The 23,719-nt window shown below is 73.3% G+C and carries 20 protein-coding genes; 9 read left to right on the top strand and 11 right to left on the bottom strand.

Annotated elements, in window-relative coordinates:
* Positions 1 to 18: 18 nt before the first annotated feature.
* Genes BLT99_RS16365 through BLT99_RS16350 form a run of 4 tightly spaced genes read right to left on the bottom strand, consistent with a single transcriptional unit; the run spans position 19 to position 3,905 of the window.
* Positions 19 to 438, bottom strand: coding sequence for a molybdenum cofactor biosynthesis protein MoaE (locus BLT99_RS16365; RefSeq protein WP_092676581.1), 420 nt, complete (start codon positions 436 to 438; stop codon positions 19 to 21).
* Complete coding sequence (gene moaCB / locus BLT99_RS16360) at positions 431 to 1,576, bottom strand: bifunctional molybdenum cofactor biosynthesis protein MoaC/MoaB (RefSeq protein ID WP_092674825.1); 1,146 nt, start codon at positions 1,574 to 1,576, stop codon at positions 431 to 433. Before moaCB ends, BLT99_RS16365 begins: the two co-directional genes overlap by 8 nt.
* Positions 1,573 to 2,784, bottom strand: a complete 1,212-nt coding sequence (locus BLT99_RS16355) for a molybdopterin molybdotransferase MoeA (RefSeq protein WP_092674824.1) — start codon at positions 2,782 to 2,784, stop codon at positions 1,573 to 1,575. The genes moaCB and BLT99_RS16355 overlap by 4 nt, the downstream gene beginning before the upstream one ends.
* Positions 2,784 to 3,905 carry a HesA/MoeB/ThiF family protein gene (locus BLT99_RS16350; protein ID WP_092674822.1) on the bottom strand — a complete coding sequence of 374 codons (1,122 nt, stop codon included), beginning with the start codon at positions 3,903 to 3,905 and terminating at the stop codon, positions 2,784 to 2,786. Before BLT99_RS16350 ends, BLT99_RS16355 begins: the two co-directional genes overlap by 1 nt.
* Before the next feature lie 212 nt (positions 3,906 to 4,117).
* Here BLT99_RS16350 and BLT99_RS16345 point away from each other — a divergent pair, with 212 nt between their 5' ends.
* From BLT99_RS16345 to BLT99_RS16325, 5 genes are read left to right on the top strand one after another with little or no spacing between them, the layout of a single operon-like run.
* Positions 4,118 to 4,801 (top strand): GNAT family N-acetyltransferase, encoded by a 684-nt coding sequence (locus BLT99_RS16345; protein ID WP_157675017.1) that lies wholly within the window; start codon positions 4,118 to 4,120, stop codon positions 4,799 to 4,801.
* A gap of 53 nt (positions 4,802 to 4,854) precedes the next feature.
* Positions 4,855 to 5,271: a TOBE domain-containing protein gene (locus tag BLT99_RS16340; RefSeq protein ID WP_092674818.1), complete on the top strand. Its 417-nt coding sequence runs from the start codon at positions 4,855 to 4,857 to the stop codon at positions 5,269 to 5,271.
* Positions 5,272 to 5,276: 5 nt separating this feature from the next.
* The gene (modA, locus tag BLT99_RS16335) at positions 5,277 to 6,071 is read left to right on the top strand and encodes a molybdate ABC transporter substrate-binding protein (RefSeq protein WP_092674817.1); all 795 of its coding nucleotides are present in this window, start codon (positions 5,277 to 5,279) and stop codon (positions 6,069 to 6,071) included.
* Positions 6,068 to 6,874, top strand: a complete 807-nt coding sequence (locus tag BLT99_RS16330; RefSeq protein ID WP_197675506.1) for an ABC transporter permease — start codon at positions 6,068 to 6,070, stop codon at positions 6,872 to 6,874. The genes modA and BLT99_RS16330 overlap by 4 nt, the downstream gene beginning before the upstream one ends.
* Entirely contained in the window at positions 6,871 to 7,611 is a 741-nt protein-coding gene (locus tag BLT99_RS16325; RefSeq protein ID WP_092674815.1) for an ABC transporter ATP-binding protein, read from the top strand. The genes BLT99_RS16330 and BLT99_RS16325 overlap by 4 nt, the downstream gene beginning before the upstream one ends.
* Before the next feature lie 34 nt (positions 7,612 to 7,645).
* Here the strand turns inward: BLT99_RS16325 and BLT99_RS16320 are convergent, their stop codons facing one another.
* The 4 genes from BLT99_RS16320 to BLT99_RS16305 form a co-directional block, all read right to left on the bottom strand.
* Positions 7,646 to 8,128: a SixA phosphatase family protein gene (locus tag BLT99_RS16320; RefSeq protein ID WP_092674813.1), complete on the bottom strand. Its 483-nt coding sequence runs from the start codon at positions 8,126 to 8,128 to the stop codon at positions 7,646 to 7,648.
* Complete coding sequence (locus BLT99_RS16315) at positions 8,125 to 9,123, bottom strand: arginase family protein (RefSeq protein WP_092674811.1); 999 nt, start codon at positions 9,121 to 9,123, stop codon at positions 8,125 to 8,127. The genes BLT99_RS16320 and BLT99_RS16315 overlap by 4 nt, the downstream gene beginning before the upstream one ends.
* Positions 9,124 to 9,205: 82 nt before the next feature.
* Complete coding sequence (locus BLT99_RS16310; RefSeq protein WP_092674809.1) at positions 9,206 to 10,198, bottom strand: NAD-dependent epimerase/dehydratase family protein; 993 nt, start codon at positions 10,196 to 10,198, stop codon at positions 9,206 to 9,208.
* Between the two features lie 42 nt (positions 10,199 to 10,240).
* Positions 10,241 to 13,102 carry a cation-translocating P-type ATPase gene (locus BLT99_RS16305; RefSeq protein WP_092674807.1) on the bottom strand — a complete coding sequence of 954 codons (2,862 nt, stop codon included), beginning with the start codon at positions 13,100 to 13,102 and terminating at the stop codon, positions 10,241 to 10,243.
* Between the two features lie 157 nt (positions 13,103 to 13,259).
* Between BLT99_RS16305 and BLT99_RS16300 the strand changes: the two genes are divergently transcribed.
* Both BLT99_RS16300 and BLT99_RS16295 read left to right on the top strand, forming a co-directional pair.
* Positions 13,260 to 15,545, top strand: a complete 2,286-nt coding sequence (locus BLT99_RS16300) for a copper-translocating P-type ATPase (RefSeq protein WP_092674805.1) — start codon at positions 13,260 to 13,262, stop codon at positions 15,543 to 15,545.
* A gap of 77 nt (positions 15,546 to 15,622) precedes the next feature.
* Positions 15,623 to 15,994 carry a nuclear transport factor 2 family protein gene (locus BLT99_RS16295; RefSeq protein WP_092674804.1) on the top strand — a complete coding sequence of 124 codons (372 nt, stop codon included), beginning with the start codon at positions 15,623 to 15,625 and terminating at the stop codon, positions 15,992 to 15,994.
* Between the two features lie 20 nt (positions 15,995 to 16,014).
* On the opposite strand, the gene BLT99_RS16290 is transcribed toward BLT99_RS16295, so the two are convergent.
* From BLT99_RS16290 to BLT99_RS16280, 3 genes are all read right to left on the bottom strand, one after another.
* The gene (locus tag BLT99_RS16290) at positions 16,015 to 16,785 is read right to left on the bottom strand and encodes a GntR family transcriptional regulator (protein ID WP_092674802.1); all 771 of its coding nucleotides are present in this window, start codon (positions 16,783 to 16,785) and stop codon (positions 16,015 to 16,017) included.
* A gap of 88 nt (positions 16,786 to 16,873) precedes the next feature.
* Entirely contained in the window at positions 16,874 to 17,533 is a 660-nt protein-coding gene (locus BLT99_RS16285) for a DUF305 domain-containing protein (protein WP_092674800.1), read from the bottom strand.
* Between the two features lie 83 nt (positions 17,534 to 17,616).
* The gene (locus BLT99_RS16280; RefSeq protein WP_092674798.1) at positions 17,617 to 21,045 is read right to left on the bottom strand and encodes an efflux RND transporter permease subunit; all 3,429 of its coding nucleotides are present in this window, start codon (positions 21,043 to 21,045) and stop codon (positions 17,617 to 17,619) included.
* A gap of 127 nt (positions 21,046 to 21,172) precedes the next feature.
* On the opposite strand from BLT99_RS16280, the gene BLT99_RS17705 reads away from it, so the two are divergent.
* The gene (locus tag BLT99_RS17705) at positions 21,173 to 22,180 is read left to right on the top strand and encodes a hypothetical protein (protein ID WP_157675016.1); all 1,008 of its coding nucleotides are present in this window, start codon (positions 21,173 to 21,175) and stop codon (positions 22,178 to 22,180) included.
* Between the two features lie 87 nt (positions 22,181 to 22,267).
* Positions 22,268 to 23,470: a chaplin family protein gene (locus tag BLT99_RS16270; protein ID WP_092674796.1), complete on the top strand. Its 1,203-nt coding sequence runs from the start codon at positions 22,268 to 22,270 to the stop codon at positions 23,468 to 23,470.
* Positions 23,471 to 23,719: the final 249 nt, after the last annotated feature.

The raw sequence follows: 23,719 nt of genomic DNA, 5'->3' as shown, positions 1-23,719 counted from the left end.
CGGGCGGTCGACCCGGGATCAGAGGTTGACCCACTCCGTGGTGCCGCCGGCGAGGTGCTGCCGCTTCCAGATCGGCGTGCGCTCCTTGATGCGATCGACGAGCAGCGCGCACGCCGCGAACGCCTCGGCCCGGTGCGGGGCGGCGACGGATGCCACGAGCGCGACATCCCCGATGGTCAGCGCGCCGACGCGGTGCGCGGCCGCCACCCGCAGCCCGGTCTCGCGGGCGACCTCGGCACAGGTCTCGCGCAGGAACCGCTCGGCGTCGGGGTGGGCCTCGTAGTCGAGCGCCGTGACGGCCTCGCCGTGATCGTGGTCGCGGATCACGCCCTCGAACGTGACGAGCGCGCCATCCTGTGGCGACCGGACGAACGCTTCGATGGCCGCGCGGTCGAGCACCTCGTTCGTGACGACGGCGAGGACCTCGGGCTCAGGCATGCGGGGCACCCCCGTGCTCGAGCCGGTCCGCCTCGCCGTGCCCCGTCTCGCGCTCGGCGGCCGGTCCCGGCCTGGACGCGCCGTGCGCCTCATGCCCGGGCTCGACCGCGGCATCCGCTCGCGGGTGCCTCCCGCCGCGCGGGGCGTGGTCGCCGCCCGCGACCTGGTCGAGCAGGTGCGGGAGCAGCCCGTCGAGCACCGCGAGCCCGTCGGCGACGCCGCCGCGCGAACCCGGCAGGTTGACGATGATCGTGCGACCCGCGAGCCCGGCGAGCGCGCGGCTCACCGCCGCGGTCGGCGTCGCGGCGCGACCGTCGGCGCGGATCGCCTCGGCGACCCCGGGAAGCTCCTGGTCGAGCACGGCGCGCGTGGCCTCGGGCGTGCGGTCGTGGGGGTTCACGCCCGTGCCACCCGTGGTGAGGATCACGGCGGGCCGCTCGGCGACCGCGGTGCGCAGCGCCTCGGCGATCTCGGCGTCGGCGACCACGCGGGGCGCGTCGACGTCGAGGCCGTGCCCGGCGAGCCAGCGGGCGATCACGGGACCGGTCTCGTCGGCCGCGGTGCCCGCGGCGGCGCGAGTGGAGGCGACGAGCACGATGGCGCGGCGCGACGGCGCGGCATCGGTCGGCGCTTCGTCGGACTCGTTCTCGGCCGCACCCGGCGCCGCGTCATCGGCCCGCCACACGCCGCGCTTGCCGCCGCGCTTCTCGACGAGGCGGATCCCCCCGAGCCGAGCCGCCGGGTCGACGGCCTTGACCATGTCGTGCAGGGTGAGTCCGGCGATCGCGACGGCCGTGAGCGCCTCCATCTCGATGCCGGTCTTCGCGGTGGTCGACGCCGTCGCGCGGATCGTGACCGCCGCGTCCTCGAAGCCGAAGTCGATCGACACCGCATCGAGCGGCACGATGTGCGCGAGCGGGATGAGCTCGCTGGTCCGCTTGGCGCCCGCGATGCCGGCGATGCGGGCGGTGGGCAGCACGTCGGCCTTCTTCAGCCGGTCGCTGCGCACGAGCTCGACGACCTCGGGCGTCGTGTCGAGTCGACCCTCGGCGATCGCGACGCGGTGGGTGACGGGCTTGCCGCCGACGTCGACCATGCGAGCGCGGCCGTCGTCGTCGAGGTGCGTGAGCGAGCTCATAGGTCCACGGTATCGACGAGATCGCCGGCGTCGAGCGACGTGACGTACTCGGGCACGACGATGAGCAGGTCGGATGCCGCGAGCGCGGCGACGAGGTGGGATCCCGGTCCGCCGACGGGCGCGGCGGTGCCGTCGGGGGTGCGCCGGCCGCGCAGGATCTGCCGGCGTCCGGGGATGGAGGTGATCGCCTCGGCGAGCGGCAGCCGCTCGGACCGGGGGGGCGGAAGCCCCGCGATGGCCCGCAGCGAGGGGGCGACGAACAGCGCGAATGACAGCTGGGTGCTCACGGGGTTGCCCGGGAAGCCGATGAGCGGAACGCCGCGGTACACGCCGGTCGCCTGCGGCCCGCCGGGCTGCATCGCGACCGAGCCGACCCACGCGCCGAGCGGTTCGATGAGCTCGCGGACGACCTCGTAGGCGCCCTGCGAGATGCCGCCGCTCGTCAGGATGAGCTCGGCGCCGGCGTCGACGGCCGCATCGAGCTCGACGCGGAGCCGTTCGACGTCGTCGCGCACGCGCGCCGTGTGCCGCACGACCGCACCGGCGGCTCGGACCGCTGCGACGAGCGCGACGCCGTTCGCGTCGGGGATCTCGCCCGGGGCGAGCCGCTCACCCGGCGCCACGAGTTCGCTGCCCGTGCTGACGACCGCGACCCGCACACGCTCGCGCACGAGGAGCTCGGCGAGACCGGATGCCGCGGCGGCCGCGAGGTGCCGCGGCTCCAGCCGGATCCCCGCCGGGAGCACGTCGGCCCCGGCAGCCAGATCGGATCCGGCCTCGCGAACGTACTCGCCGGCAGCGCGCGATCGGCGGATCCGGACCGTCGCGCCATCCCGTGCGGACTCCGTGTCCTCGACGGGGACGACCGCGTCGGCGCCGTCGGGCACCGGCGCGCCCGTCATGATCCGCACCGCGGTCCCCGCGATGAGCGGCTCGGGCGTGCCCGGCGCGGCGGCGAGCTCGCCGACGACGGGCAGGGCGACGGATGACTCGGCCGACGCGCCCGCCACGTCGGCGGCGCGCACCGCGAACCCGTCCATCTGCGCGTTGCGGAACGGCGGCAGGGGAATGGGCGACTCGACCGGCGACGCCGTGATGCGCCCGAGCGCGTCGTCGAGCGGCACCCGCTCGGTGGGCCGTGCCCCGAGCGACGCGAGCAGCGACCGCACGAACCGCGCGTGCTCGTCGACGGCGACGCGCTCGCCCATCAGTAGCGCTCCACGCTCGCGTCGACGTCGCGGGACCACGCGTCGATGCCGCCCGCCAGGTTGCGCACGCGGGCGAAGCCGATCGACGCGAGGTGCTCGGCCGCCAGGCGCGAGCGCACGCCGAGATGGCAGTACACGACGACGGATGCCGCGGGGTCGAGCTCGCCCGCGCGGCCCCCGAGCTCGTGCAGGGGGATCAGCGTCGAGCCGGGGATCGCGGCGAGGTCGGCCTCCCACGGCTCCCGAACGTCGAGGAGGACGGGGCGCGTGCCGGATGCGAGTTCCACGGCGAGCGCCGGAGCCTCGATCTCGGGGATCGGCGCGTGAATCGGCTCGGGGCTCGGGGTTCTGGATTCGTCGGCGCCGACTCCCCCGTGACCACCGGCGTCGGCACGGGCGGGGTCGCGGGCATAGGCGATCTCGCGCGTCCGACCTGTGAGCGCGTCGTACACCGCGACACGGCCGACGAGCGGTTCGCCGATGCCCGTGAGGAGCTTGAGCACCTCGCCGGCCATGAGCCCCCCGGTCACCGTGCACACCGTGGGCAGGATGCCGTCGACCTCGCAGCTGAGGCCCGCGTCGGCCGGTGGTTCGGGGAACAGGTCGCGGTACGAGACGCCGCGCGCCTCCCACGAGACGCCGACCTGGCCGAAGAATCGTGCCGCAGAGCCCCACACCAGCGGGATGCCGGCGCGCGCCGCGGCCGCGTCCGCGACGTACAGGGTGGGCAGGTCGTCGGTGCCGTCGACCACGACGTCGGCGTCGGCGAGCAGTTCGTCGGCGTTGCCCTCGTCGAATCGGACCATGAGTCCGAGCAGCGCGGCATCGGGAGCGAGGAGCGCCGCGGCATCCGTCGCCGAATCGACCTTCGGACGGCCGACGTCGGCATCGGCGTGCAGCGTCTGGCGGTGCAGGTTGGTCACCTCGACGCGGTCGTCGTCGACGATCGTGATGCGGCCGATGCCCGATGCCGCGAGGGGAGGGATCACGGCCGACCCGAGCCCGCCGGCGCCCAGCACGACGACGTGCGCGGCCGCGAGGCGCTCCTGGCCCGCCGTGCCGAAGCCGGGCAGCACCCGCTGCCGCGCGTACCGGCGCGCGCCGGGGTCGATGGCCGCCATTCCTCGATTCTCGCAGCACCCGGCCCGCCGTCGGCCGCATATCGTGCGCGATGATACCTGCGCAATGCCTGACCCTTTCTCAGCATTCCGGCGTAGCGTTGTTCCATGGCCCACCGGGCCGGCATCGCCGAGGCGGAGCCGGACCCGGGCGCCTGACCGAACGGGGTCGCCGACGAGCGACCTGCACTGCGCCAGCGTCACAAGGGGTCGACATGAGCCGCACGACCGAAGGACCGCCCGAATTGGACGATCACGACGGCCACTCCTTCGCGAGCCTGCTGCGGTCGATGATTCCGCAGCGGCCGCGGTTCATGCGCGGCCCGCGGATCCACGACGGCGTCCGCTCGCCGGTGATCCGCACCGAGCGGCTCGTGCTCCGGCCGCACCGACTGGCCGATGCCGACGCGTGGTACGCGCTCCAGTCCGATCCTCGCGTGGTCGAGCACCTGTCGTGGCCGTTGCGCACGCGCGCCGAATCGTTCGTGCACCTCGCCCATCGCACGCGGCATACGCGGCTGGAACAGCTCGACGACTTCCTCGCACTCGCCGTGCTGCTCGACGACCGGCTGATCGGCGACGCGTCGCTGCACCTGCGCTCGCTCGAACGCGCCGACCGCCGGGTGGACGTCGGCTGGGTGATCGGCCCCGACTGGCAGGGTCGTGGGTACGCGCGCGAGGCGGCCGAGGCGATGCTCGAGCTCGCCTTCGAGCAGCTGGGCGCAGTGCGCTGCGAGGCGCACATGACGTGGGGCAACTCGGCCTCGAAGGTGCTCGCCGAACGGCTCGGCTTCGAGGAGGTCCCGGCCGACGGCGATGAGCGTGTCATGGTGCTGACCGCCGACCGATGGAGCGCGCTGCGCGGACGCGATGGAGACACCTCGACGGTTTCCCACTGAATCCGCATCCGCGGCTACGATGACGTCATGGAGACGCAGTCGCGGTACGCGGCATGACTCGGTTCCGTATCAGCGAGGCGGCCGCGCTGCTCGGCGTGAGCGATGACACGGTGCGCCGCTGGGCCGACCAGGGCCGCCTCGAGCTCGGCCGTGGAGCCAACGGCATGCAGGTCGTCGACGGCGCGGAACTCGCACGCCTCCTCGCCGAGCAGCCCGAGGGCGGCGCCCTCGCCGACGCGTTCCCCCTCGCCCGCGCGTCGGTGCGCAACCGCTTCGTCGGCCTCGTCACCGCGGTCCGCCGCGACGGGGTGATGGCGCAGGTCGAACTGCGTGCCGGCCCGTTCCGCATCGTCTCGCTCATGAGCCGCGAAGCCGCCGACGAGCTCGGCCTCGAACCCGGCATGCTCGCGGCCGCGAGCGCGAAGGCGACCGTCGTGTCGATCGAGCTGCCGCAACGGGCCGACCCGTGAGGCGGATGTCGCGCCTCGCTGTGGCAGCGGCCGTCGCCGCCGCTGGACTCGCGCTGGCCGGCTGCGCGCCCTCCGCCGGCGACGGTGGCCCCTCCACGCCGGCGGCGCCGGATTCCGACGGGCTCGCACCCGCGACGCTCACCGTCTTCGCCGCGGCATCCCTGACGGACGCCTTCGAGGCGCTCGCCGACCGCTTCGAGGAGCGCAACCCGTCGGTGGAGGTCGTGCTGAACTTCGGCGGCAGTGCGGCGCTCGCGCAGCAGGTCGTCGAGGGCGCGCCCGCCGACGTGTTCGCCGCCGCGGCCGAGCCGCCCATGCAGGCGCTCGTCGACGCCGCCCTCGTCGATGGCTCCACCGTGTTCGCGACCAACACGCTCGAGCTGGTGGTGCCCGCCGGGAACCCGGCGGCGGTGTCGGGGCTCGACGACCTGGCCCGCGCCGATCTCAGGGTCGCGCTGTGCGACCCGTCCGTCCCGTGCGGCGGCGCATCGGCGACGCTGCTCGACGCCGAGGGCGTCGTGGCGACGCCCGACACGCTCGAGTCCGACGTGAGGGCCGTGCTGACCAAGGTGTCGCTCGGCGAGGTCGACGCGGCGCTCGTGTACCGCACCGACGTGCTCGCGGCGGGCGACGCGGTCGAGGGCATCGAGGTCCCGGCTGCGGCATCCGTCGTCAATCGCTACCCCGTCGCCGCGCTCGCGACCGCGCCGCAACTCGACGCCGCCGAGGCGTTCGTCGCACTCGTCACCGGTGCGGACGGCCGGGCGGTGCTCGAGCGCCTGGGATTCGGCGCGCCGTGAACCGCTCTTCCGATCGGCTCGCGTGGCCGGTCGCGACGCTGGGGGTCGTGGGCCTCGGGGTGCTCGTGCTCCCGCTCGTCGCCCTGGTCGTGCGCGCGCCCTGGGCGCAGCTTCCCGAGCTCATCGCTCGCGAGTCCGTGCGTGAGGCGCTCGTGCTGTCGGTCGTGACGGCCGGTCTCGCCACGGCGCTCAGCCTCGTACTGGGCGTGCCGCTCGCGGCCGTGCTGGCGAGGGCGGCGACGTGGCCGACGCTGCCGCGACGCCTGCTGCGCGCCGCCGTCACGGTGCCGCTCGTGCTGCCACCCGTGATCGGCGGCATCGCCCTCCTCCTGCTCCTCGGACGACGCGGACTGCTCGGCGGTCCGCTGGCCGACGCGCTCGGCGTGACCATCCCGTTCACGTCGGGCGCGGTCGTCCTGGCGCAGCTGTTCGTCTCGCTGCCGTTCCTCGTCTTCGCCGTCGAGGGCGCCCTGCGCTCGACGGACCGCCGCACCGAGCTCGCGGCCGCCACGCTCGGCGCGTCCCGCTGGCAGGTGTTCCGGCACGTGACGCTCCCGCTCGTCGCTCCCGGTGTCGCGGCCGGGGCCGTGCTGTGCTTCACGCGCGCGATGGGCGAGTTCGGCGCGACCATCACCTTCGCGGGCTCGCTGCCGGGCGTCACCCGCACCCTGCCGATCGCGAGCTACCTCGCGATGCAGACCGATCCCGACGAGGCCGTGGCGCTCGCGCTGCTACTCCTCGCGGTGTCCGTCGGGGTGCTGCTCGGGCTGCGCGACCGCTGGCTTCCGGGGGTGCGCGGATGACGCCCGGCCAGGCGTCGACGTCGGCGCATCCGATCCTCCGGGCCGATGTGACGGTCACGCGCGGCGGGCACCGGGTCGCCGCCGCGTTCGACGTCGCGCCGGGACATCCGCTCGCCGTCATCGGCCCGAACGGAGCCGGCAAGTCGACCCTGCTCGCCGCGATCGCGGGACTCGTGCCGCTCGACGCGGGTGGGGTGCGGATCGGCGACCGGACGGTCGACGAGCTGCCGCCCGAACGTCGTCGCGTCGGCGTCGTGTTCCAGGACCACGTGCTGTTCCCCCATCTCACCGTGCGCGACAACGTGGGCTTCGCCGCACGGATGCGCGGCGTCTCGCGCGTCGCCGCCCGCGCCGTCGCCGAGCCGTGGCTCGAGCGCTACGGCCTGGCCGCCCTCGCCGACCGGCTGCCGGGCGAGCTGTCGGGCGGCCAGGCGCAACGGGTGGCGCTCGCGCGAGCGCTCGCCGCCGAGCCCGATGTGCTGCTGCTCGACGAGCCGATGTCGGCGCTCGACGTCGAGGTGCGCGACGACATGCGCGCCGAGCTCGCCGCGCACGTTCGCGAGTTCGGCGGCGCGACGGTTTTCGTGACCCACAGCCGCGCCGACGCCGCGGCGCTCGCCGACGCCGTGCTCGTACTCGAGGACGGCCGCGTCACGCAGCGCGGCACGTTGGATGAGCTCGCCGCCGACCCGGCGACGCCGTACGTGCGGCGCATGCTCGCCGCATCCGGCGACTGAACGTCGCCCTCGGACTCGCTGTCGGGACGCCCCGTCAGTGCGGGGTGTCGAGGTGCACCTCGAGCGGTTCGGCCTCGCCGATCTCGGACCACGACCACGCGGCGAAGCGGAACTCGGCCACGCCGCACGTGGGCATGTGCTCGATCTCGCCCGACAGCTGGTTCGCGAGATCGGACATGCCCGGATCGTGCGCGACGACGAGGACGGTCGTCATCTCGTCGTCGACCTCGCCGACGACCTCGAGGATCGTCTCGGGCGACGAGCCGTAGAGCCGCTCGTCGAACGCGAGCACGCCGCGCGCCGCGCCGAGCTCGTCGGCGATCGCCTCGGCCGTGCTGCGAGCGCGCACCGCGGTGCTCGACAGGATCGCGTCGGGTGCGACGCCGCGCTCGCGGAGGCGCCGGCCCATCTCGGGCGCATCGCGTCGGCCGCGATCGTTGAGCGGGCGGTCGTGGTCGGCGAGCGTCGGGTCGCCCCACGCCGACTTCGCGTGGCGGACGAGCACGAGCGTCTTCATGCGCCGAGTCTGCCACCCTCCTCGGGCGGCGGCACCTTCCGAATCGCGATTCCCGCCGCGAACTCGAGCACGCAGAGCGCCGCGAGGCGAACCGTGCGACCGTCGGGCGCATCGGTGGTCGCGTCGATCTCGACGAGGTCGGCGCTTCGAACGCGCGGGTCGGATGCCGCGGCGCGGACGAGCGCGCGAAGCTCCCACGCCGTCAGGCCCCCGGGGACCGACGCGGGGCAGGCGGGCGCGACCGAGCGGTCGCACGCGTCGACGTCCACGTCGAGGTGGACCGGGCCGCCTGCCGCGCCCGCGATCAGGAGCGCCTCGGCCATGAGCGCGCCGAGCTGCCGATGGTGCAGCTCGTCGCGGTGGACCACGGTGATGCCCAGTTCCTCGGCCCGGCGCGCATACGCGGCCGAGTTCGCGAAGTCGGCGATGCCGATCTGCACGATGCGGCGCGGATCGAGGCCGGCCTCGATGAGCCGACGCACCGGCGAGCCGTTCGATACCCCCTCCCGCAGGTCGTGGTGGGCGTCGATCGTCACCAGTCCGGCGCGGGCGAGGTCGTCGCCCCACGCGCCCAGCGCGGTCGCGACGGTCACCGAGTTGTCGCCGCCGAGCGCGATGATCGCGTCGGAACGGTCGAGCACCTCGGCGACGCGGGCGCGCGTGCGCGCCTCACCGGCCTCGCCGTCGGGCTCGTCGATGTCGCCCGCGTCGGCGTACCCGAGCTCCGCGAGGTCGACCACGCCGGGCGGGCGCGCGTCGGGCGGGCCGAACACGTCGCGCGACCGGTCGGGCACGAGCGCTGGGCTGTACCGCCGCAGCGCCTCCCGGATCGCTGCCGGCGTGGTGTGCGCGTTCGTGGGCGAGAGCGACGAGCGCGACGCCGGCACGCCGAGGATCGTGAGGTCGGCGCGGGCCCCGTCGGCGAGCGCCTCGATCGCGGGCCAGTCGCCCGCGCGTGGCCAGAGCGGGTCGTGCGAGAGGACGGGGCCGGTCATCTTCCGAGGCTAGCGACGCGGATGCCGCGCCGCTCGGGTCGTCCCCCGCGCACCGTCCGCGATCCCGGACGGCGCGCGTCGATCAGCGCCGGAGGGCGTCGATCAGCTCGCGTTCCCGATCCGGGCCGAGTCCCGCGCGGCGTGAGCGATCGAGCCCCGCCTCTCGCTCCCAAGCGAGCGCGTCGACGAGATGCTCGCGCATCGGGCGCAGCTCGAGGCCCGTGCGCACCGCGGCCGCGTTCGAGCGGTCGAGGAACGCGTCCCAGGTCGGATCGGCGATCCAGAGCGGCAGCGAGTCGGGACCCGCCCACTCGGCCATCTCCAGCTCGACGAGTCGGCCGGGGGAGGCCGTGACGAGCTCGCCATCGTGTCCGCCGACCTCCCGAGAGGCGGCGAGCCAGTCGGCGAAGGTGGTGCGCGGCCCCACCGCATTGAACGTCCCGACGAGCCCGCGCTCGATCGCGTCGAGCACGAAGCGGACGAGGTCGCGCACGTCGATGACCTGCACGGCGCTGTCCGGGATGTCGGGCACGAGCATGGGCGCGTCGTCGCGAGCCGCACGCGCGACCCAATAGCCCGCCCGGTCGGACGGGTCGCCGGGACCGCCGATGAGGCCGGGTCGCACGACGAGCAGGCGCTCCGCCGCGGCGTCGCGCCACGCCGCCTCGCAGGCGACCTTCGCCTCGCCGTAGGTCTCGGGTGCGGAGTCGTCGGCGTCGAGCGGCGGCAGCAGCTCGGCCGACTCGTCGGCACCGGGCTCGTCGTGTCGCGCGTACACGCTGCACGAGGAGATGAAGGTCACGTGGTCGACCTGCTCGGCCAGTGCGGCCGCAGCGCGGCGGGCGTGCCCCGGCTGGCGGGTCAGGTCGACGACCGCGTCCCAGTGCCGACCGACCACGGAGGAGTAGGCAGCGGTCCCCGCCGCGTCGCGGTCGGCGACGACGAGCTCGGCCCCGGGCGCGACCGCACCCGCCTCGCCGCGTGCGAGGCACGTCACGCGATGTCCGCGACGCACCGCCTCCCCGGCGAGCGCACGTCCGAGCCACTGGGTTCCACCGAGGATGAGCAGGTCCATGGCGTCATCCCAGCATGCCGCCGGACCCGAGCGCGCGCATGTTCACGCAGCGCGAAACCGCGCGCCGGCGCCATCCGCACGTCGCCGCGTCGCCAGGAGGATGCCGAGCTTGCGCAGCTCCTCGACCCACAGCACGACCGAGGCCATGCCCGCGCACACCAGCCAGTGCACGCCGTCGAGCGGAGCGGTGCCGAACGCGACCTGCAGCGGCGGCAGCGAGACGACGGCGACCTGGAGCACGACGGCGAGCGCGACCGCGCCCCACAGCCAGCGGTTGGTGAACAGGCCGCGGAACGCGCTCGAGGTCGCCGAGCGCGCGTTGAAGGCCGTGAACAGCCCCGCGAACACGAGCGTCGTGAATCCGGCCGTGCGCGCGACGTCGAACGTGTCGGTCCCGCCGGGGACGATTCCACCCGGCAGGAACATGTCCATCGTCAGGAGCGTGATGACCGCGATGACGAGGCCCGTCACGCCGATGCCGATCCACATGCCGAGGTCGATGGCGCGATCGTGGAGGCCGCGCGGCGGGCGGGCCATGACGTCGTCGATCTCGGGGTCGACGCCCATCGCGAGGGCAGGCCCGGAGTCGGTGACGAGGTTGATCCACAGGATCTGCGTGGCGACCAGCGGGAGCACGAGACCCCCCTCGCTCGCCGCCGTGAAGCCGAGCGCGCCCGCGAAGACCACGCCCAGGAACACCGTGAGCACCTCGCCCATGTTCGAGTAGAGCAGGTAGCGCAGGAACTTCCGGATGTCGTCGAAGATGCCACGGCCCTCGCGGACCGCGTGCACGATGGTGGCGAAATCGTCGTCGGCGAGCACCATGTTCGCCGCCTCCTTCGTGACCTCGGTGCCCGTGATGCCCATCGCGATGCCGATGTCCGCCGACTTCAGGGCGGGCGCGTCGTTGACGCCGTCCCCGGTCATCGCGACGATCAGCCCCTCGGCCTGCAGTGCGTCGACGATGCGGAGCTTGTGCTGCGGGGCGACGCGCGCGAACACCGAGACCGTGCGCACGGCGTCGCGCAGCTGGCGGTCGTCCATGCCGTCGAGGCGCGCGCCGGGCAGCGCGATGCCGTCCTCGTCGATGATTCCGAGGTCGCGGGCGATGCGCGCCGCGGTCGCCGGATGGTCGCCGGTGATCATGACGACGCGGATGCCGGCGGCGCGCGCCTCGGCGATGGCCGGCCGCACCTCGGGACGCGGCGGGTCGATGATGCCCACGACCCCCGCGTAGACGAGGTCGTGCTCCGCGGACTCGTCGAACCCCGTGACATCCGGCCCGCCGTCGCCGCCCCCGAGTTCCGGCGCCGGTCGGTAGGCCACGCCGATCGTGCGGAACGCCTCCTCGGACAGCGCCTCGGCGTCGGCGAGCGCCCGCGCGCGTCGCACGGCGTCGAGCGGGACGATGTCGGGCCCGATGCGGATGCGCGTGCAGTGCTCGAGCAGGACGTCGGGCGCGCCCTTGCTCAGCACCACGAGGTCGCCGCGCTCGTGCCGGTGCGCCGTCGACATCATCTTCCGTTCGGAGCTGAACGGCACCTCGCCCACCCGGTCGTAGCGCGCCGCCTCGACCGTGGTGCCCTCGAGCTTGCGCGCCGCGACGAGGAACGCCGCTTCGGTCGGATCGCCCTCGATCCTCCACTCGCCCTCGCGCTCGGCGAGCTGCGCGTCGTTCGCGAGCGAGCCCGCGCCGAGCACGATCCCGACCTCGGTCCGCAGCGGCCCATCCTCGAGCGGACGCCCCTTCACGGTCGCCCGGCCGACGGGCGCGTAGCCCACGCCCCCGAGGTCGACCGTGCCGGACGCCGTGACGATCCGCTGGATCGTCATCTGGTTCGTCGTGAGCGTGCCGGTCTTGTCGGTGCAGATCACCGAGGCGGAACCGAGCGTCTCGACGCTCGAAAGCGTCTTCACGACGGCGTTGCGCCGCGCCATCCGCTGCACCCCCAGCGCGAGCACCAGCGACAGGATGGCGGGCAGGCCCTCCGGCACGGCCGCGACGGCGAGCGACACGCCGAGCAGCAGCACCGTGACCCACTCGGACGGGGTGCGCACGCCCTGTACGAGCGCGACCGTGAGCATCACGACGATGGCGATGCCGATCACGATGCGGCCGAGCGTGCGACCGAGGTGTCCGACCTCGACCTGGAGGGGCGTGGGCTCGGCCACGGTCTCGTCGAGCAGGGTCGCGATCGCGCCCATCTCGGTCGACATGCCCGTCGCGGTCACGATCGCGCGTCCGGTGCCGCGGCTCACCGCGGTGCCCTTGAACACCATGTCGTGACGGTCGCCGAGCGGAACGCGCTCGGTGAGGGTCTCGGGATGCTTCTCGACCGTCGTGCTCTCGCCCGTGAGCGCCGCCTCCGCCACCTGCAGCGAGGTCGCGCGGACGACGCGCGCGTCGGCGCCGACCTGGTCGCCCTCGGCGAGCACGAGGAGGTCGCCCGGTACCAGCTCGGCGCTCGGGACCGTGCGGAGGGTGCCGTCGCGCAGCACGGTGGAGCGAGCGCGGGTCATCACGGCGAGCGCCGCGACCGCGCGCTCCGCGCGGGACTCCTGCACGAGGCCGAGCACCGCGTTGAGGACGATGATGCCGAAGATGACGATGGCGTCGATCGGCCAGCCCTCCGCGCCCTCCACCAGCCAGGCGATCAGGGAGACGGCGATCGCCGCGATGAGCAGCAGGATCAGCGGGTCGGCGACCTGGGCGACGACACGTCGCCAGAACGGGGTACCCCCGGCACTGCGGAGCTCGTTCGGTCCGTGGGCGGCCAGGCGGGTGGCGGCGTCGGCGGCGGTGAGGCCTCGTTCGGGATCGACGTCGAGCCGCCGCGCGACCTCGATCGGATCGGCGAGCGCGGCGTCGAGTGCGTCGGGCGTCGCTCCCGGGATCGCGGGCATGATTCCATCCTCCGGGCCCGCACCACCGGCCTGCAAACGATCGGTCCACCCCGGTGGGTGCGGCGATGCCGTGATGCGGGAATGATGACGTTGTCCTCATGGTTGTGGAGAAATACCCCCTAGGGGTATATTCGACGGCACAGGCTCGGAGGTCACCATGGACACGCAGCGCCCCCACGACGCCGGCACGGCCGCGGCCGGCCACGCGGAGCACGACACGCACGCCAGGCACGATATGCACGCGGGACACGACGTGCACGCGGGCCACGACGTGCACGCGCGGCACGACATGCACGCGGGACACGAGATGCACGCCGGGCACGACACGCACGCGGGACATGAGACGTACGACGTGCACGCGGGACATGACGTGCACGCGGGACATGAGACGCACGACGTGCACGCGGGACATGACGTGCACGCGGGACATGACATGCACGCCGGTCACGCGGGCCACGGAGACCACGTCGGCCAGTTCCGCCGCCTGTTCTGGATCATGCTCGGCCTCGCGATCCCGACGATCGGGTTCAGCGCGATGTTCGCCGACCTCTTCGGCTACCAGTTGCCAGACAACCCGATCGTGCAGTGGATCCCGCCCGTGCTCGGCTCGGTCATCTACTTCTGGGGCGGCTCGCCGTTCCTCACGGGCGCCGTGTCGGAGCTGCGGGCGCGCAAGCCCGGCATGATGCTCCTCATCGGCATGGCGATCACCGTCGCGTACATCTCATCGCTCGGCTCGAGCCTCGGGTTCTTCCCCCACGACCTCGACTTCTGGTGGGAGCTCTCCCTCCTCATCGTGATCATGCTGCTCGGCCACTGGCTCGAGATGCGCTCGCTCGCGGCGACATCCTCGGCGCTCGACGCGCTCGCGGCCCTCCTGCCCGACGAGGCCGAACGCGTGACGGATGCCGGGGTCGAGACCGTCTCGCCGTCCGACCTCGCGCTCGGCGACGTCGTGATCGTCCGTCCCGGCGGGCGCGTGCCCGCCGACGGCGACGTGATCGACGGGACCGCCGCGATGGACGAGTCGATGATCACGGGCGAGTCCCGCACCGTGAGCCGCGGCCCCGGCGACCACGTCGTCGCGGGCACGGTCGCCACCGACACCGCTATCCGGGTCCGGGTCGGCGCGATCGGCGACGACACCGCGCTCGCCGGTATCCAGCGCCTCGTCGCGCAGGCCCAGGCGTCGAGCTCGCGTGCGCAGCGCCTGGCCGACCGCGCGGCCGGCTGGTTGTTCTGGTTCGCGCTCGGCGCCGCCGCGATCACCGCGGTCGCCTGGGCGCTCGTGGGCCTGCCCGACGAGGGCGTCATCCACACTGTGACGGTGCTCGTGATCGCGTGCCCCCACGCGCTCGGCCTCGCCATCCCGCTCGTGGTGCAGATCGCGACCGAGCGTGCGGCGCGCGGTGGCGTGCTCGTGACCGACCGGCTCGCGCTCGAGACCATGCGCACGGTCCAGGCGGTGCTGTTCGACAAGACGGGCACGCTCACCAGGGGCGAGCCCGCGGTGACGGATGCCGCGGCCGCGCCGGGCCACGACGTGTCCGAGGTGCTCGCGCTCGCCGCGGCCGCCGAGCACGACTCCGAGCACCCGCTCGCGAAGGCCATCGTCGTCGAGGCCGGGCGCCGCGAGCTCGTTCTGCAGGCGGCATCCGGCTTCGAGGCGTCGGCGGCGGTCGGCGTCACCGCCGACGTGGTCGGCCGCGCCGTGCACGTCGGCGGCCCCGGACTCCTCGCCCGCGAGGGGCTCGCGCCGCTGCCCGAGTCGGCGGCGTGGGCCGAGCGCGGCTCGACGGTGCTGCACATCGTGGTCGACGGCGAGGTCGCGGGCGCGATCGCGCTCGCCGACGAGGTCCGTCCCGAGTCGCTCGAGGCCGTCGACGCGCTGCACGCCGTCGGCGTCCAGGTCGTGATGATCACGGGCGACGCCGAGCCGGTGGCCCGCACGGTCGCCGAGCAGCTCGGCATCGACCGGGTCTTCGCCGGCGTGCGGCCCGAGGACAAGGCCGCGAAGGTCCAGGAGCTCCAGCGCGAGGGCCTCTCGGTCGCGATGGTCGGCGACGGAGTGAACGACGCGCCGGCGCTCGCGCAGGCCGACGTCGGCATCGCCATCGGTGCCGGCACGGATGTCGCGATCGCCTCGGCCGGCGTCATCCTCGCCTCGAGCGACCCGCGCTCGGTGCTCTCGGTGATCGAGCTGTCGCGCGCGAGCTACCGCAAGATGAAGCAGAACCTCTGGTGGGCGGCCGGCTACAACCTGGTCTCGGTTCCGCTGGCGGCCGGCGTGCTCGCGCCGATCGGGTTCGTCCTGCCGATGTCCGTGGGCGCCATCCTGATGTCGCTCTCGACGATCATCGTGGCGGCCAACGCGCAGCTGCTGCGACGCCTCGACCTGCGACCCGAGGCGTCGGCCCGGGCGGCACTCGAGCGCGCACGCTGAGCCCGGGCGATGCGGACCGGGCGGGCACGCGTCCGGTCCGCCTCCGCGCCACGCGTCCCACGGCGTAGGGTCGATCCATGGATGCCGAGTCGATCGCCGTGCTCGTGACCGGAGCGGAACGCCGCCTATTGGAGCCCGAGGTCCGGCGTGATCCGTCGGCCCTCGAGGACCTGCTCCACGAGTCGTTCCGCGAGATCGGTCGCAGCGGCCGCATGTGGACGCGCGACGAGCTCATCGACGTCATGACGGGCCCCGATGCCGTCGACGTGCAGTCGGCCGTCGTCACGGGCGAACGCGTCGAACTCGTCGCACCGGATCTGGCGCTCCTCACGTACACGCTCGATGCCGACGGCATGCGCAGCCGACGCAGCTCCCTCTGGCGGATCGGCGACGGCCGTCCCCGCATGCTGTTCCACCAGGGCACGCCGCTCGGTCCGCACGTCGGCTGAGCCAAGCGGGGCGAGCGCGATCAGCGGCGTCGGCTCGCATCGGCGGTGGGATCGGATCGTGTCAACGGTGTCCGCCGGTCGACCTCGTTCTCGATCGTGAAGGTGGCCAGCTCGGGCCGATAGCGGTCGTCGGCATACGACAGCGGACGCCGGGCGGAGTCGAAGGTGATGCGCCGTTCGCGCAGCAGCGGGCTGCCATGCCCGACCCCGAGCGCCTCGGCGTCGAGCGGATTGGCTGCGACGGCGTCGATCGTGTGACGGGCGCGGCGCAGGTCCACGCCTTTGCCGATCAGGTGCTCGTGCAGCGAGCCCCGGTCGGGGTCCATGTCCTCGAGCAGCACTCCGATCGCGGGCGCGAAGGACGTGCGTTCGACCATGGTCGGCACGTCGTCGAGCATCCGCACCCGCACGACCTGCACGACCGAGGCGCCTTCGTCGAGGCCGAGGAAGCCGGCGACCGTCGACGGGGCGTTGCGGCTCGCGGCCTCGATCGTGCGCTGCCCCGGCGTCTTGCCGATCGCCCGGGCCCACACGGTGAACGACGAGAACGTCGAGAACGGCTGGGTGGGAACGACGCGGCCGACCATGGGCGCACGTCCGCGCCCGCCGACGACGTACCCCTCCTCGCGGAGCACGGCGAGCGCGCGACGCACCGGGCCCCTCGACGTTCCGAACTCGCGGCAGAGTGCCGCCTCGCTGGGCAGGCGCATCCCGGCCGGCCAGTGGCCGCGCCCGATACGCTCGCGGAGCACGTTCGTCACCCGCTCGTGGAGCAGCACCTCGCTGGACATGCCTCCGACCGTACGGAGTCCGACGCGCCCCGGCGGTGGGCGGAACGCGTCGCTCAGGTGAAGGTTCGGTGAACCACGGGCGACGGCGTCAGTCGAGGTCGGCGAGGAGTCCTTCCATCCGCTCGATCTCGGCGGCCTGCGAGACGATGATCGAGGCCGAGAGCTCGAGCACGTCGTCGTCCTCGCCGCGGTCCTGATGACGCTCGGCCATCGCGATGGCGCCCTCGTGGTGCTCGATCATGCCCTCGAGGTAGAGCCGTTCGGCCTCGGCACCGTCGGCCGACTCCAGCTCGTCCATCTCGGCGTCGCTCAGCATGCCGCCCATGCCGCTGCCGCCCATGCCGCCCGCCGCGCCGCGCCCGTCGCCGCCCATCGACGGCACGCCCCACTCGTCGAGCCAGGACTCCATCAGCTCGATCTCCGGCGCCTGGGCCGCCTCGATGTCGAGCGCGAGCTGCAAGACCTCGGGGCGCACGCCGTCGTCGGCGAGGATGAACTGGCTCATCTCGATGGCCTGCTCGTGGTGCGGAATCATCATCTGCGCGAACATCACGTCGGCTCGTGACACGTCCTCCCATTCCGAGGACTGATCGTGCATGCCGTCGCCCATGCCGTCGTGCATGTCGTCGCGGTCTCCGTCGCCACCGCCCGGGTTCACGACGATGCACCCGCTCAGGGCGAGGACGAGCGCGCCGCCCGCCGCGATCGCGGAGAGACGTACGGCGGGATGTGCGGACCGGCGGAACATGACGACTCCTTCGACGACACCGTCAGGATACCCCCGCTGGGTACCGTCCGATCGGGCCGATGGTCCCTCGCGTCACGCGTCTGTCAGGTCGTCGAGCTCCCGGATGGCGCGGCACGCGCAACCTCGGCCTCGGCGCCCTCGCGCTCGGCCCGCTTCGTCGCGCGCTTGGCCCGCCGCCGCTCGCGGGACCCCTCGACGAGGTCGTACAACGAGGGCAGCACCAGCAGGGTCAGCAGCGTCGACGAGAACAGACCGCCGATCACGACGAGCGCGAGCGGCTGCGAGATGAACCCGCCGCTGCCCGTGATCCCGAGCGCCAGCGGCAGCAGCGCGAAGATCGTCGCGAGCGCCGTCATCAGGATGGGGCGGAGTCGCCGTGACGCGCCGTGCATGAGCGCGTCGCGCACCGTCATCCCTCGCTCGCGGTACTGGTTCACGAGGTCGATGAGCACGATGGCGTTGGTCACGACGATGCCGACGAGCATGAGCACGCCGACGAGCGAGGCGACGCCGAGGGGGATGCCGGTGATGATCTGCAGCAGGATGGCGCCCGTCGCGGCGAACGGCACCGACACGAGCAGCAGCAGCGGCTGCAGCAGTGAGCGGAACGTCGCGACCATCACGACGTACACGATGAGGATCGCGGCGAGCAGCGCGAGCCCGAGCTGCGAGAACGACTCCTGCTGGTCGGCCGTGACGCCGCCGAGCGACGCCGTGGTGCCGGCCGGCAGGTCGACGGCGGACACGGCCTGCTGCACCTGGCCGCTGGCAGCGCCCAGGTCGTCTCCGGCGGGCGTCGCGGCGACGGTCGCGCTGCGCAGGCCCTTGACGGTGGTGACGGATGCCGGGCCGTCGACCTGCGCGACCGTGGCGAGCGAGTCGAGCCGCACCGGCCCGGTCGGCGTGGGCACCGGGAGCGCCTGAAGCTCGGCGACCGACACGGGCGGCGTCTCACCGGCGAGGTAGATCGTGAGCGTCTGCTCCTCGATCACGATGGACCCGGCCGCCTGGGGCTGCATGGCCCCGGACACGATCCCGCCGAGCGCCACCTCGGAGTACCCGACCGCCGCGGCCTTCGCTCGATCGACCTCGACGGCGATGTACGGACGCGACTCGTCGAGGTTCGACGTGACCTGGCTGAGCGAGTCGAGATCGCCGAGCTCGGCGACGACGGCATCCGTCGCCGCGGCGAGGTCCTCGGCGTTCGACGCCGTGATGTCGACCTCGATGTCGTTCGAGGCCCCGAATCCGCTCTGCGCCGAGACGGTGACGTCGCCGACGTCCTCGAGGTCCTCGAGCTCGGCGCGGACCTCGGCCTGCAGCGCGTCCTGGTCGGCGTCCTCATCGGTCGTCACGTTGTACGTGACCGACGACCCGCCGGCGCTGAAGGCCGCCAGCACGCCGCGGGCGGTGGATCCGATGGACGTCTGGACGACCTCCACGCCGTCGACGCCGCGGATGGCGTCCTCCACCGGGACCGAGGCCGTCGCCATGTACTCGAGGCTCGATCCGACCGGGAGTTCCTGCACCACGCGGAACGTGTTCTGGCCGCTGGAGCCCAGGAAGTTGGTCTTCATGAGCGGCGCGAGCGCCACGGTTCCGGCGAGCACGAGCACGGCGACGATGATCGTCACGGCCGAGTGCCGCAGGGTCCAGCCGAGGATCGGCAGGAAGCCCTTCTGCAGGCGCGAGGGGTGCTCGAGCTCGTCGACCGGCGCGACGGTGGCGACCGCGGCCGGCCGAGGCGCGGCATCCGGCACCGGCTTCGGACGCAACCCCGTGCCGCCGTCGGCGTCGCGGAGCTCGGGCGCGAGCCACACCTCGTCGACGAAGGCGGCCTCGGCCGCGGCATCCGCCTCGGTCTGGCCCGCGCGGGGCTTCGCAGGCTTCAGGAACCAGTACGCGAGCACCGGCACGATGGTCAGCGAGACGAGCAGCGACGCGAGCAGCGCGATCGTGACCGTCAGCGAGAACGGCCGGAACAGCTCGCCCGTGACGCCCTCGACGAGCGCGATCGGCAGGAACACGGCGACGGTCGTGATCGTCGACGCGGTGATGGCGCCGGCCACCTCGCGGACCGCGTGCACGATCGTCGGGGCCTTCTCGACGCCCGCGACGAGGTGGCGCTTGATGTTCTCGATGACGACGATCGAGTCGTCGACCACGCGACCGATCGAGATCGTCAAGGCGCCGAGCGTGAGGATGTTCAGCGTGTAGTCGGCCGCCTGCAGCCCGATGAACGTGATGAGCACCGAGGTGGGGATCGAGATCGCGGTCACCAGGGTGGCGCGCACCGACATCAGGAACACCAGGATCACGAGTACGGCGAACAGCAGGCCGAGCAGTCCCTCGACCGCGAGCGACTCGATCGACCGCTCGATGTACGGCGCCTGGTCGAAGACGACCGTGAACTCGGCGCCGGGATTGGTGGTGTCGAGCGCCGACTGCAGGTCGGGGAGCGCGTCGCGCACCGCGTTCGAGACCTCGACGGTGTTCGCGGCGGGCAGCTTGGTCACCGAGATCGCCAGCGCGGGCTCGCCGTTCACGCGCGAGATGCTGGTCTGCGGGTTCTCGGTCAGCGCGACGGTCGCCACGTCGCCGATGCTGAGTGCGACGGGCACGACGGTGGGCGCCTCGGCGCCGAACTCCGAGTCGGTGTCGGTTCCGGTGCCGCCATCGGTCCCCGCGTCGCCACCCGGGAGCTGGCCCGTCTCGCCATCGGTCGCGCCGGGCAGCTCGCCGTCGACGCCCTCGACCGGCGCAGGTTGCGTTCCGCCGAGGATGGGCAGCGCTGCGATGTCGTCGACGCTGCCGAGACGCGTGCCGGCCTGCACCGCGAACGTCGAATCGCCCTCGGTGATCTCGCCGGCGGGCAGCAGCACCCCGCTCTGCTGCAGCGAGTCGCGGATCGTCTGGGGCGTGAGTCCGTACGCCGCGAGCTGCGCCGGGTCGGGCGTGATGACCACGCGACGCCCCTGGTCTCCCACGAGCGCGGCGTCGCGCACGCCGTCGATGTCGCGGATCTCGGGCAGCGTCGTGCGGGTGAGCTCGTCGGAGAGCGTGGCGGGATCCTCGGCCCCCGTGACCGCGACGGCGAGCACGGGCAGGTCGTCGAAGCTGAATGCGACGACCTGCGGCTCGACGTCCTCGGGCAGGTCGGGCGCGACGCGATTGACGGCCGAGAGCAGCTTCTGCTCGGCGAACGCCAGATCGGTGCCGAACGTGAAGCTGGCGGTCACGCGCGAAATGCCAGTGGAGCTCGTGGTCGACGTCGACTCGAGGCCGGTGATCCCCTGGATCGCGGTCTCGACCGGAGTCGAGACGTCGGCGTCGACGACGTCGGGCGAGGCCCCGGGGTAGGCCGTGATGATCGTCAGCTGCGGCAGCTGGATGGACGGTGCGAGTTCCTGCTTCAGTCCGTTCAGCGCGATCCCGCCGAAGATGGCGACGACCACGGTGACCAGGGCGATGAGGGCGCGGTTCCGCATGCTGAGCTTGGCGAGCACGGACATGGAGTCGATTCTCTCAGCGCGACGGCCGTCGACCATCATCCGAACGGAGGACGTGCCGTCAAGGGTATGGACCCGCGACCCCCGTTCGGGGTATGTTCCGAACCATCACGTCGTGGGGGGTGAGCGGATGCGAGTGGCCGTGGCGGTGCGCCCGAGGCCACTGCTGCGCGCCGCCCTGGTCGGCTCCGGACTCGCCGCCGCGTGGGTCGTCGTGAGTCTCGTCGGGTCTCCGGCGAGCGCGTCAGCCGAGGAACGGCCCGACGGGCTGCTCGGCACGGTCGGCTCGGTGGTCGGCGTCGTCGACGGCACGCTCGACGCGGTCGTCGACGAGGTCGTCGACGAGGTCGTCGAACCGGTGGTCGGCGCCGTCAGTCCGTCAGCGGTCGAGGCGGTCGAAGTGTTCGCGCCCGAACCCGCACGGCCGATCGTCGATGCCGTTCCGGTCATGGTCGACGAGACGACGGATGCTGCGAACGGCACGATCGACGTCGTCGATGTCGTCGTGGCCGACGCGGTCTCCGGGGTGGGTTCGACGGTCGGCGACCTGGCGGGAAGCGCCCCCGTGGGCGGCATCGTGCACGCGGTCGACCGTGTGGTGGGCTCGGCGCCCGTCGTCGGTCCGGTGCTCGGCGACGACACGCTGGGCGGCCTGCTCGGCCCGGTAGCCGACCTCGCCGACGACACGCTCGATGTCGTGGTCGGTGAGTTGCCGACCTTGCCCGCCGACGGTGTGCTGCCGTCCCTGCCCGAGCCGGGCATCGGCCCCGAGGCATCTGCCCCGCTGCCGGGCGACGGGGCGGTCTCGGCGGTCGCCGACGACACCCCCTCCGCCATCGTGGTCGCGCCGGTCGACGCGTGGACGTTACAGGCGCACGATCCAGCGCCTCCCGGCGCTCCCGCTCCGCTCGGGGCGATCGCGCCCACGTCATCCTCGCCTGCCCACGGCTCGCCGCTCGGCTCGGGCACGCCTCCGGGCGGCTCCGCTTCGGCGGGTTCCGGCTCCGGGCTCGGGTCCGGAGCCGACGCGACCCTCGCCGCGCACGCGCTCGACGCCCGCGCGTCGCTCGTGCTCGGCTCGGTCGACGACGCGCTGCCGTCGTCACCGGTCTTCGAGACCGACACCACCCCTGACTGACGGGTACCGCTCCGCCTGCCCGCAGGCGGAACACGCTCGCGCTCCCTGCCTGGGAGCGCCGGTACCCAACAGTCAGGAGTAGGAATCATGAAGCGATTCGCCACGAGGGCGCTGTACGCGACCCTCTTCACCGGGGGGCTCATGCTCCTCGGCGCCGGCGTCGCCCACGCCTCGGAGACGAGCGGCGACGACGGCATCCTGTCGGGCACGCAGCTCGGCGTCGCGATCGAGCTGCCCGTCACGATCAGCGGCAACGCCGTCTCGGTCATCGGCGACTCGGAGTCGTCGGATTCGTGGACCGAGGTCGCGAACGGTGACGCCGCACCGGCCTCGTCGCCCGTCGCCGTCACCTCGGGTGAGGACGGGATCGGGTCGGGCAGCCAGGCCATCCTCGACGTCTCGGCGCCGGTCACCGTCGGCGGCAACGCCGTCTCGGTGATCGGCGACTCCACGTCGAAGCACGCCACCACCGAGGTGACGAGCGGCAGCGGCACCGTCGGAACGGACGCAACCACGTCCGGCGAGGACTCGATCCTCGGCGGCACCCAGGCGATCGTCGACCTCGTCGCCCCCATCACCGTCAGCGGCAACGCCGTCTCGGTGATCGGCGACTCCACGTCGAAGCACGCCACCACCGTCGTCGACAGCGGATCCGGCAACGGCTCCGGCACGGACGCCTGGACCTCCGGCGAGGACTCGATCCTCGGCGGCACCCAGGCGATCGTCGACCTCGTCGCCCCCATCACCGTCGGCGGCAACGCCGTCTCGGTGATCGGCGACTCCACGTCGAAGCACGCCACCACCGTCGTCGACAGCGGATCCGGCAACGGCTCCGGCACGGACGCCTGGACCTCCGGCGAGGACTCGATCCTCGGCGGCACCCAGGCGATCCTGGGCGTCACCGCACCGATCTCCGTCGGCGGCAACGCCGTCTCGGTGATCGGCGACTCCACGACGGATGGCTCGACCACGGTCGTGAACCCGGTGGATCCGACGGATCCGACCGACCCGGTCGACCCCACCGACCCGACCGACCCGGTCGACCCGGTGGATCCGGTCGACCCGGTCGATCCGGTCGATCCGGGCACGCCCGGCACGCCGGATGGCGGCTCGGACACCGCGGGCCCCGGCTCGGCGGTCACGGCGGCGGCCTGGTCGACGGTCGCGGACTCGTCGGCTTCGCTCGCCTCGACCGGGCTCGACTCGGGATTCTGGGAGCGGCTGGCGCTGCTCCTGCTGCTGACGGGCCTCGTGCTCCTCGGCGTCCGGCGGTTCGCCCTGCGTCGCTGACCGGGTGACGGCCCGGCGCCGCCCTACCGGCGCCGGGTCGCCCCGCGGCAGCCTCGGGTTGCCCCATGATCCCCGTGCCGCGTATCGGGTCGCGGCACGGCCGGCCGCGCCGTTTCTGGTGCGCGGCCCGACGGGGCGGTGGTGTCGGGTCCACCGCCCGTCCTCTCCTCGATTCCACCGACTCACGCGAATCGGCCCCACGGTAGGCCGATTCGCGTGAGCGAGACGGGCGAGTGATGCCCACCTGCG

The sequence above is a fragment of the Agromyces flavus genome, from assembly GCF_900104685.1.
Classification (GTDB): Bacteria; Actinomycetota; Actinomycetes; order Actinomycetales; family Microbacteriaceae; genus Agromyces; species Agromyces flavus.
The sequence above is the reverse complement of the archived record's forward strand: the minus strand, read 5'-3'. Positions and strand labels throughout refer to the sequence as shown.

Excerpts from the sequence above, each read along its gene's own strand:
- BLT99_RS16290 (WP_092674802.1), bottom strand. The coding sequence starts at position 16,785 with ATGTCCAGCGAGGTGCTGCTCCACGAGCGGGTGACGAACGTGCTCCGC.
- BLT99_RS16300 (WP_092674805.1), top strand. The coding sequence starts at position 13,260 with ATGGACACGCAGCGCCCCCACGACGCCGGCACGGCCGCGGCCGGCCAC.
- BLT99_RS16285 (WP_092674800.1), bottom strand. The coding sequence starts at position 17,533 with ATGTTCCGCCGGTCCGCACATCCCGCCGTACGTCTCTCCGCGATCGCG.
- BLT99_RS17705 (WP_157675016.1), top strand. The coding sequence starts at position 21,173 with ATGCGAGTGGCCGTGGCGGTGCGCCCGAGGCCACTGCTGCGCGCCGCC.
- BLT99_RS16280 (WP_092674798.1), bottom strand. The coding sequence starts at position 21,045 with ATGTCCGTGCTCGCCAAGCTCAGCATGCGGAACCGCGCCCTCATCGCC.
- BLT99_RS16320 (WP_092674813.1), bottom strand. The coding sequence starts at position 8,128 with ATGAAGACGCTCGTGCTCGTCCGCCACGCGAAGTCGGCGTGGGGCGAC.
- BLT99_RS16355 (WP_092674824.1), bottom strand. The coding sequence starts at position 2,784 with ATGGGCGAGCGCGTCGCCGTCGACGAGCACGCGCGGTTCGTGCGGTCG.
- modA (WP_092674817.1), top strand. The coding sequence starts at position 5,277 with ATGTCGCGCCTCGCTGTGGCAGCGGCCGTCGCCGCCGCTGGACTCGCG.
- BLT99_RS16325 (WP_092674815.1), top strand. The coding sequence starts at position 6,871 with ATGACGCCCGGCCAGGCGTCGACGTCGGCGCATCCGATCCTCCGGGCC.
- BLT99_RS16350 (WP_092674822.1), bottom strand. The coding sequence starts at position 3,905 with ATGGCGGCCATCGACCCCGGCGCGCGCCGGTACGCGCGGCAGCGGGTG.
- BLT99_RS16345 (WP_157675017.1), top strand. The coding sequence starts at position 4,118 with ATGAGCCGCACGACCGAAGGACCGCCCGAATTGGACGATCACGACGGC.
- BLT99_RS16365 (WP_092676581.1), bottom strand. The coding sequence starts at position 438 with ATGCCTGAGCCCGAGGTCCTCGCCGTCGTCACGAACGAGGTGCTCGAC.
- BLT99_RS16310 (WP_092674809.1), bottom strand. The coding sequence starts at position 10,198 with ATGGACCTGCTCATCCTCGGTGGAACCCAGTGGCTCGGACGTGCGCTC.
- BLT99_RS16315 (WP_092674811.1), bottom strand. The coding sequence starts at position 9,123 with ATGACCGGCCCCGTCCTCTCGCACGACCCGCTCTGGCCACGCGCGGGC.
- BLT99_RS16270 (WP_092674796.1), top strand. The coding sequence starts at position 22,268 with ATGAAGCGATTCGCCACGAGGGCGCTGTACGCGACCCTCTTCACCGGG.
- BLT99_RS16295 (WP_092674804.1), top strand. The coding sequence starts at position 15,623 with ATGGATGCCGAGTCGATCGCCGTGCTCGTGACCGGAGCGGAACGCCGC.
- BLT99_RS16305 (WP_092674807.1), bottom strand. The coding sequence starts at position 13,102 with ATGCCCGCGATCCCGGGAGCGACGCCCGACGCACTCGACGCCGCGCTC.
- moaCB (WP_092674825.1), bottom strand. The coding sequence starts at position 1,576 with ATGAGCTCGCTCACGCACCTCGACGACGACGGCCGCGCTCGCATGGTC.
- BLT99_RS16340 (WP_092674818.1), top strand. The coding sequence starts at position 4,855 with ATGACTCGGTTCCGTATCAGCGAGGCGGCCGCGCTGCTCGGCGTGAGC.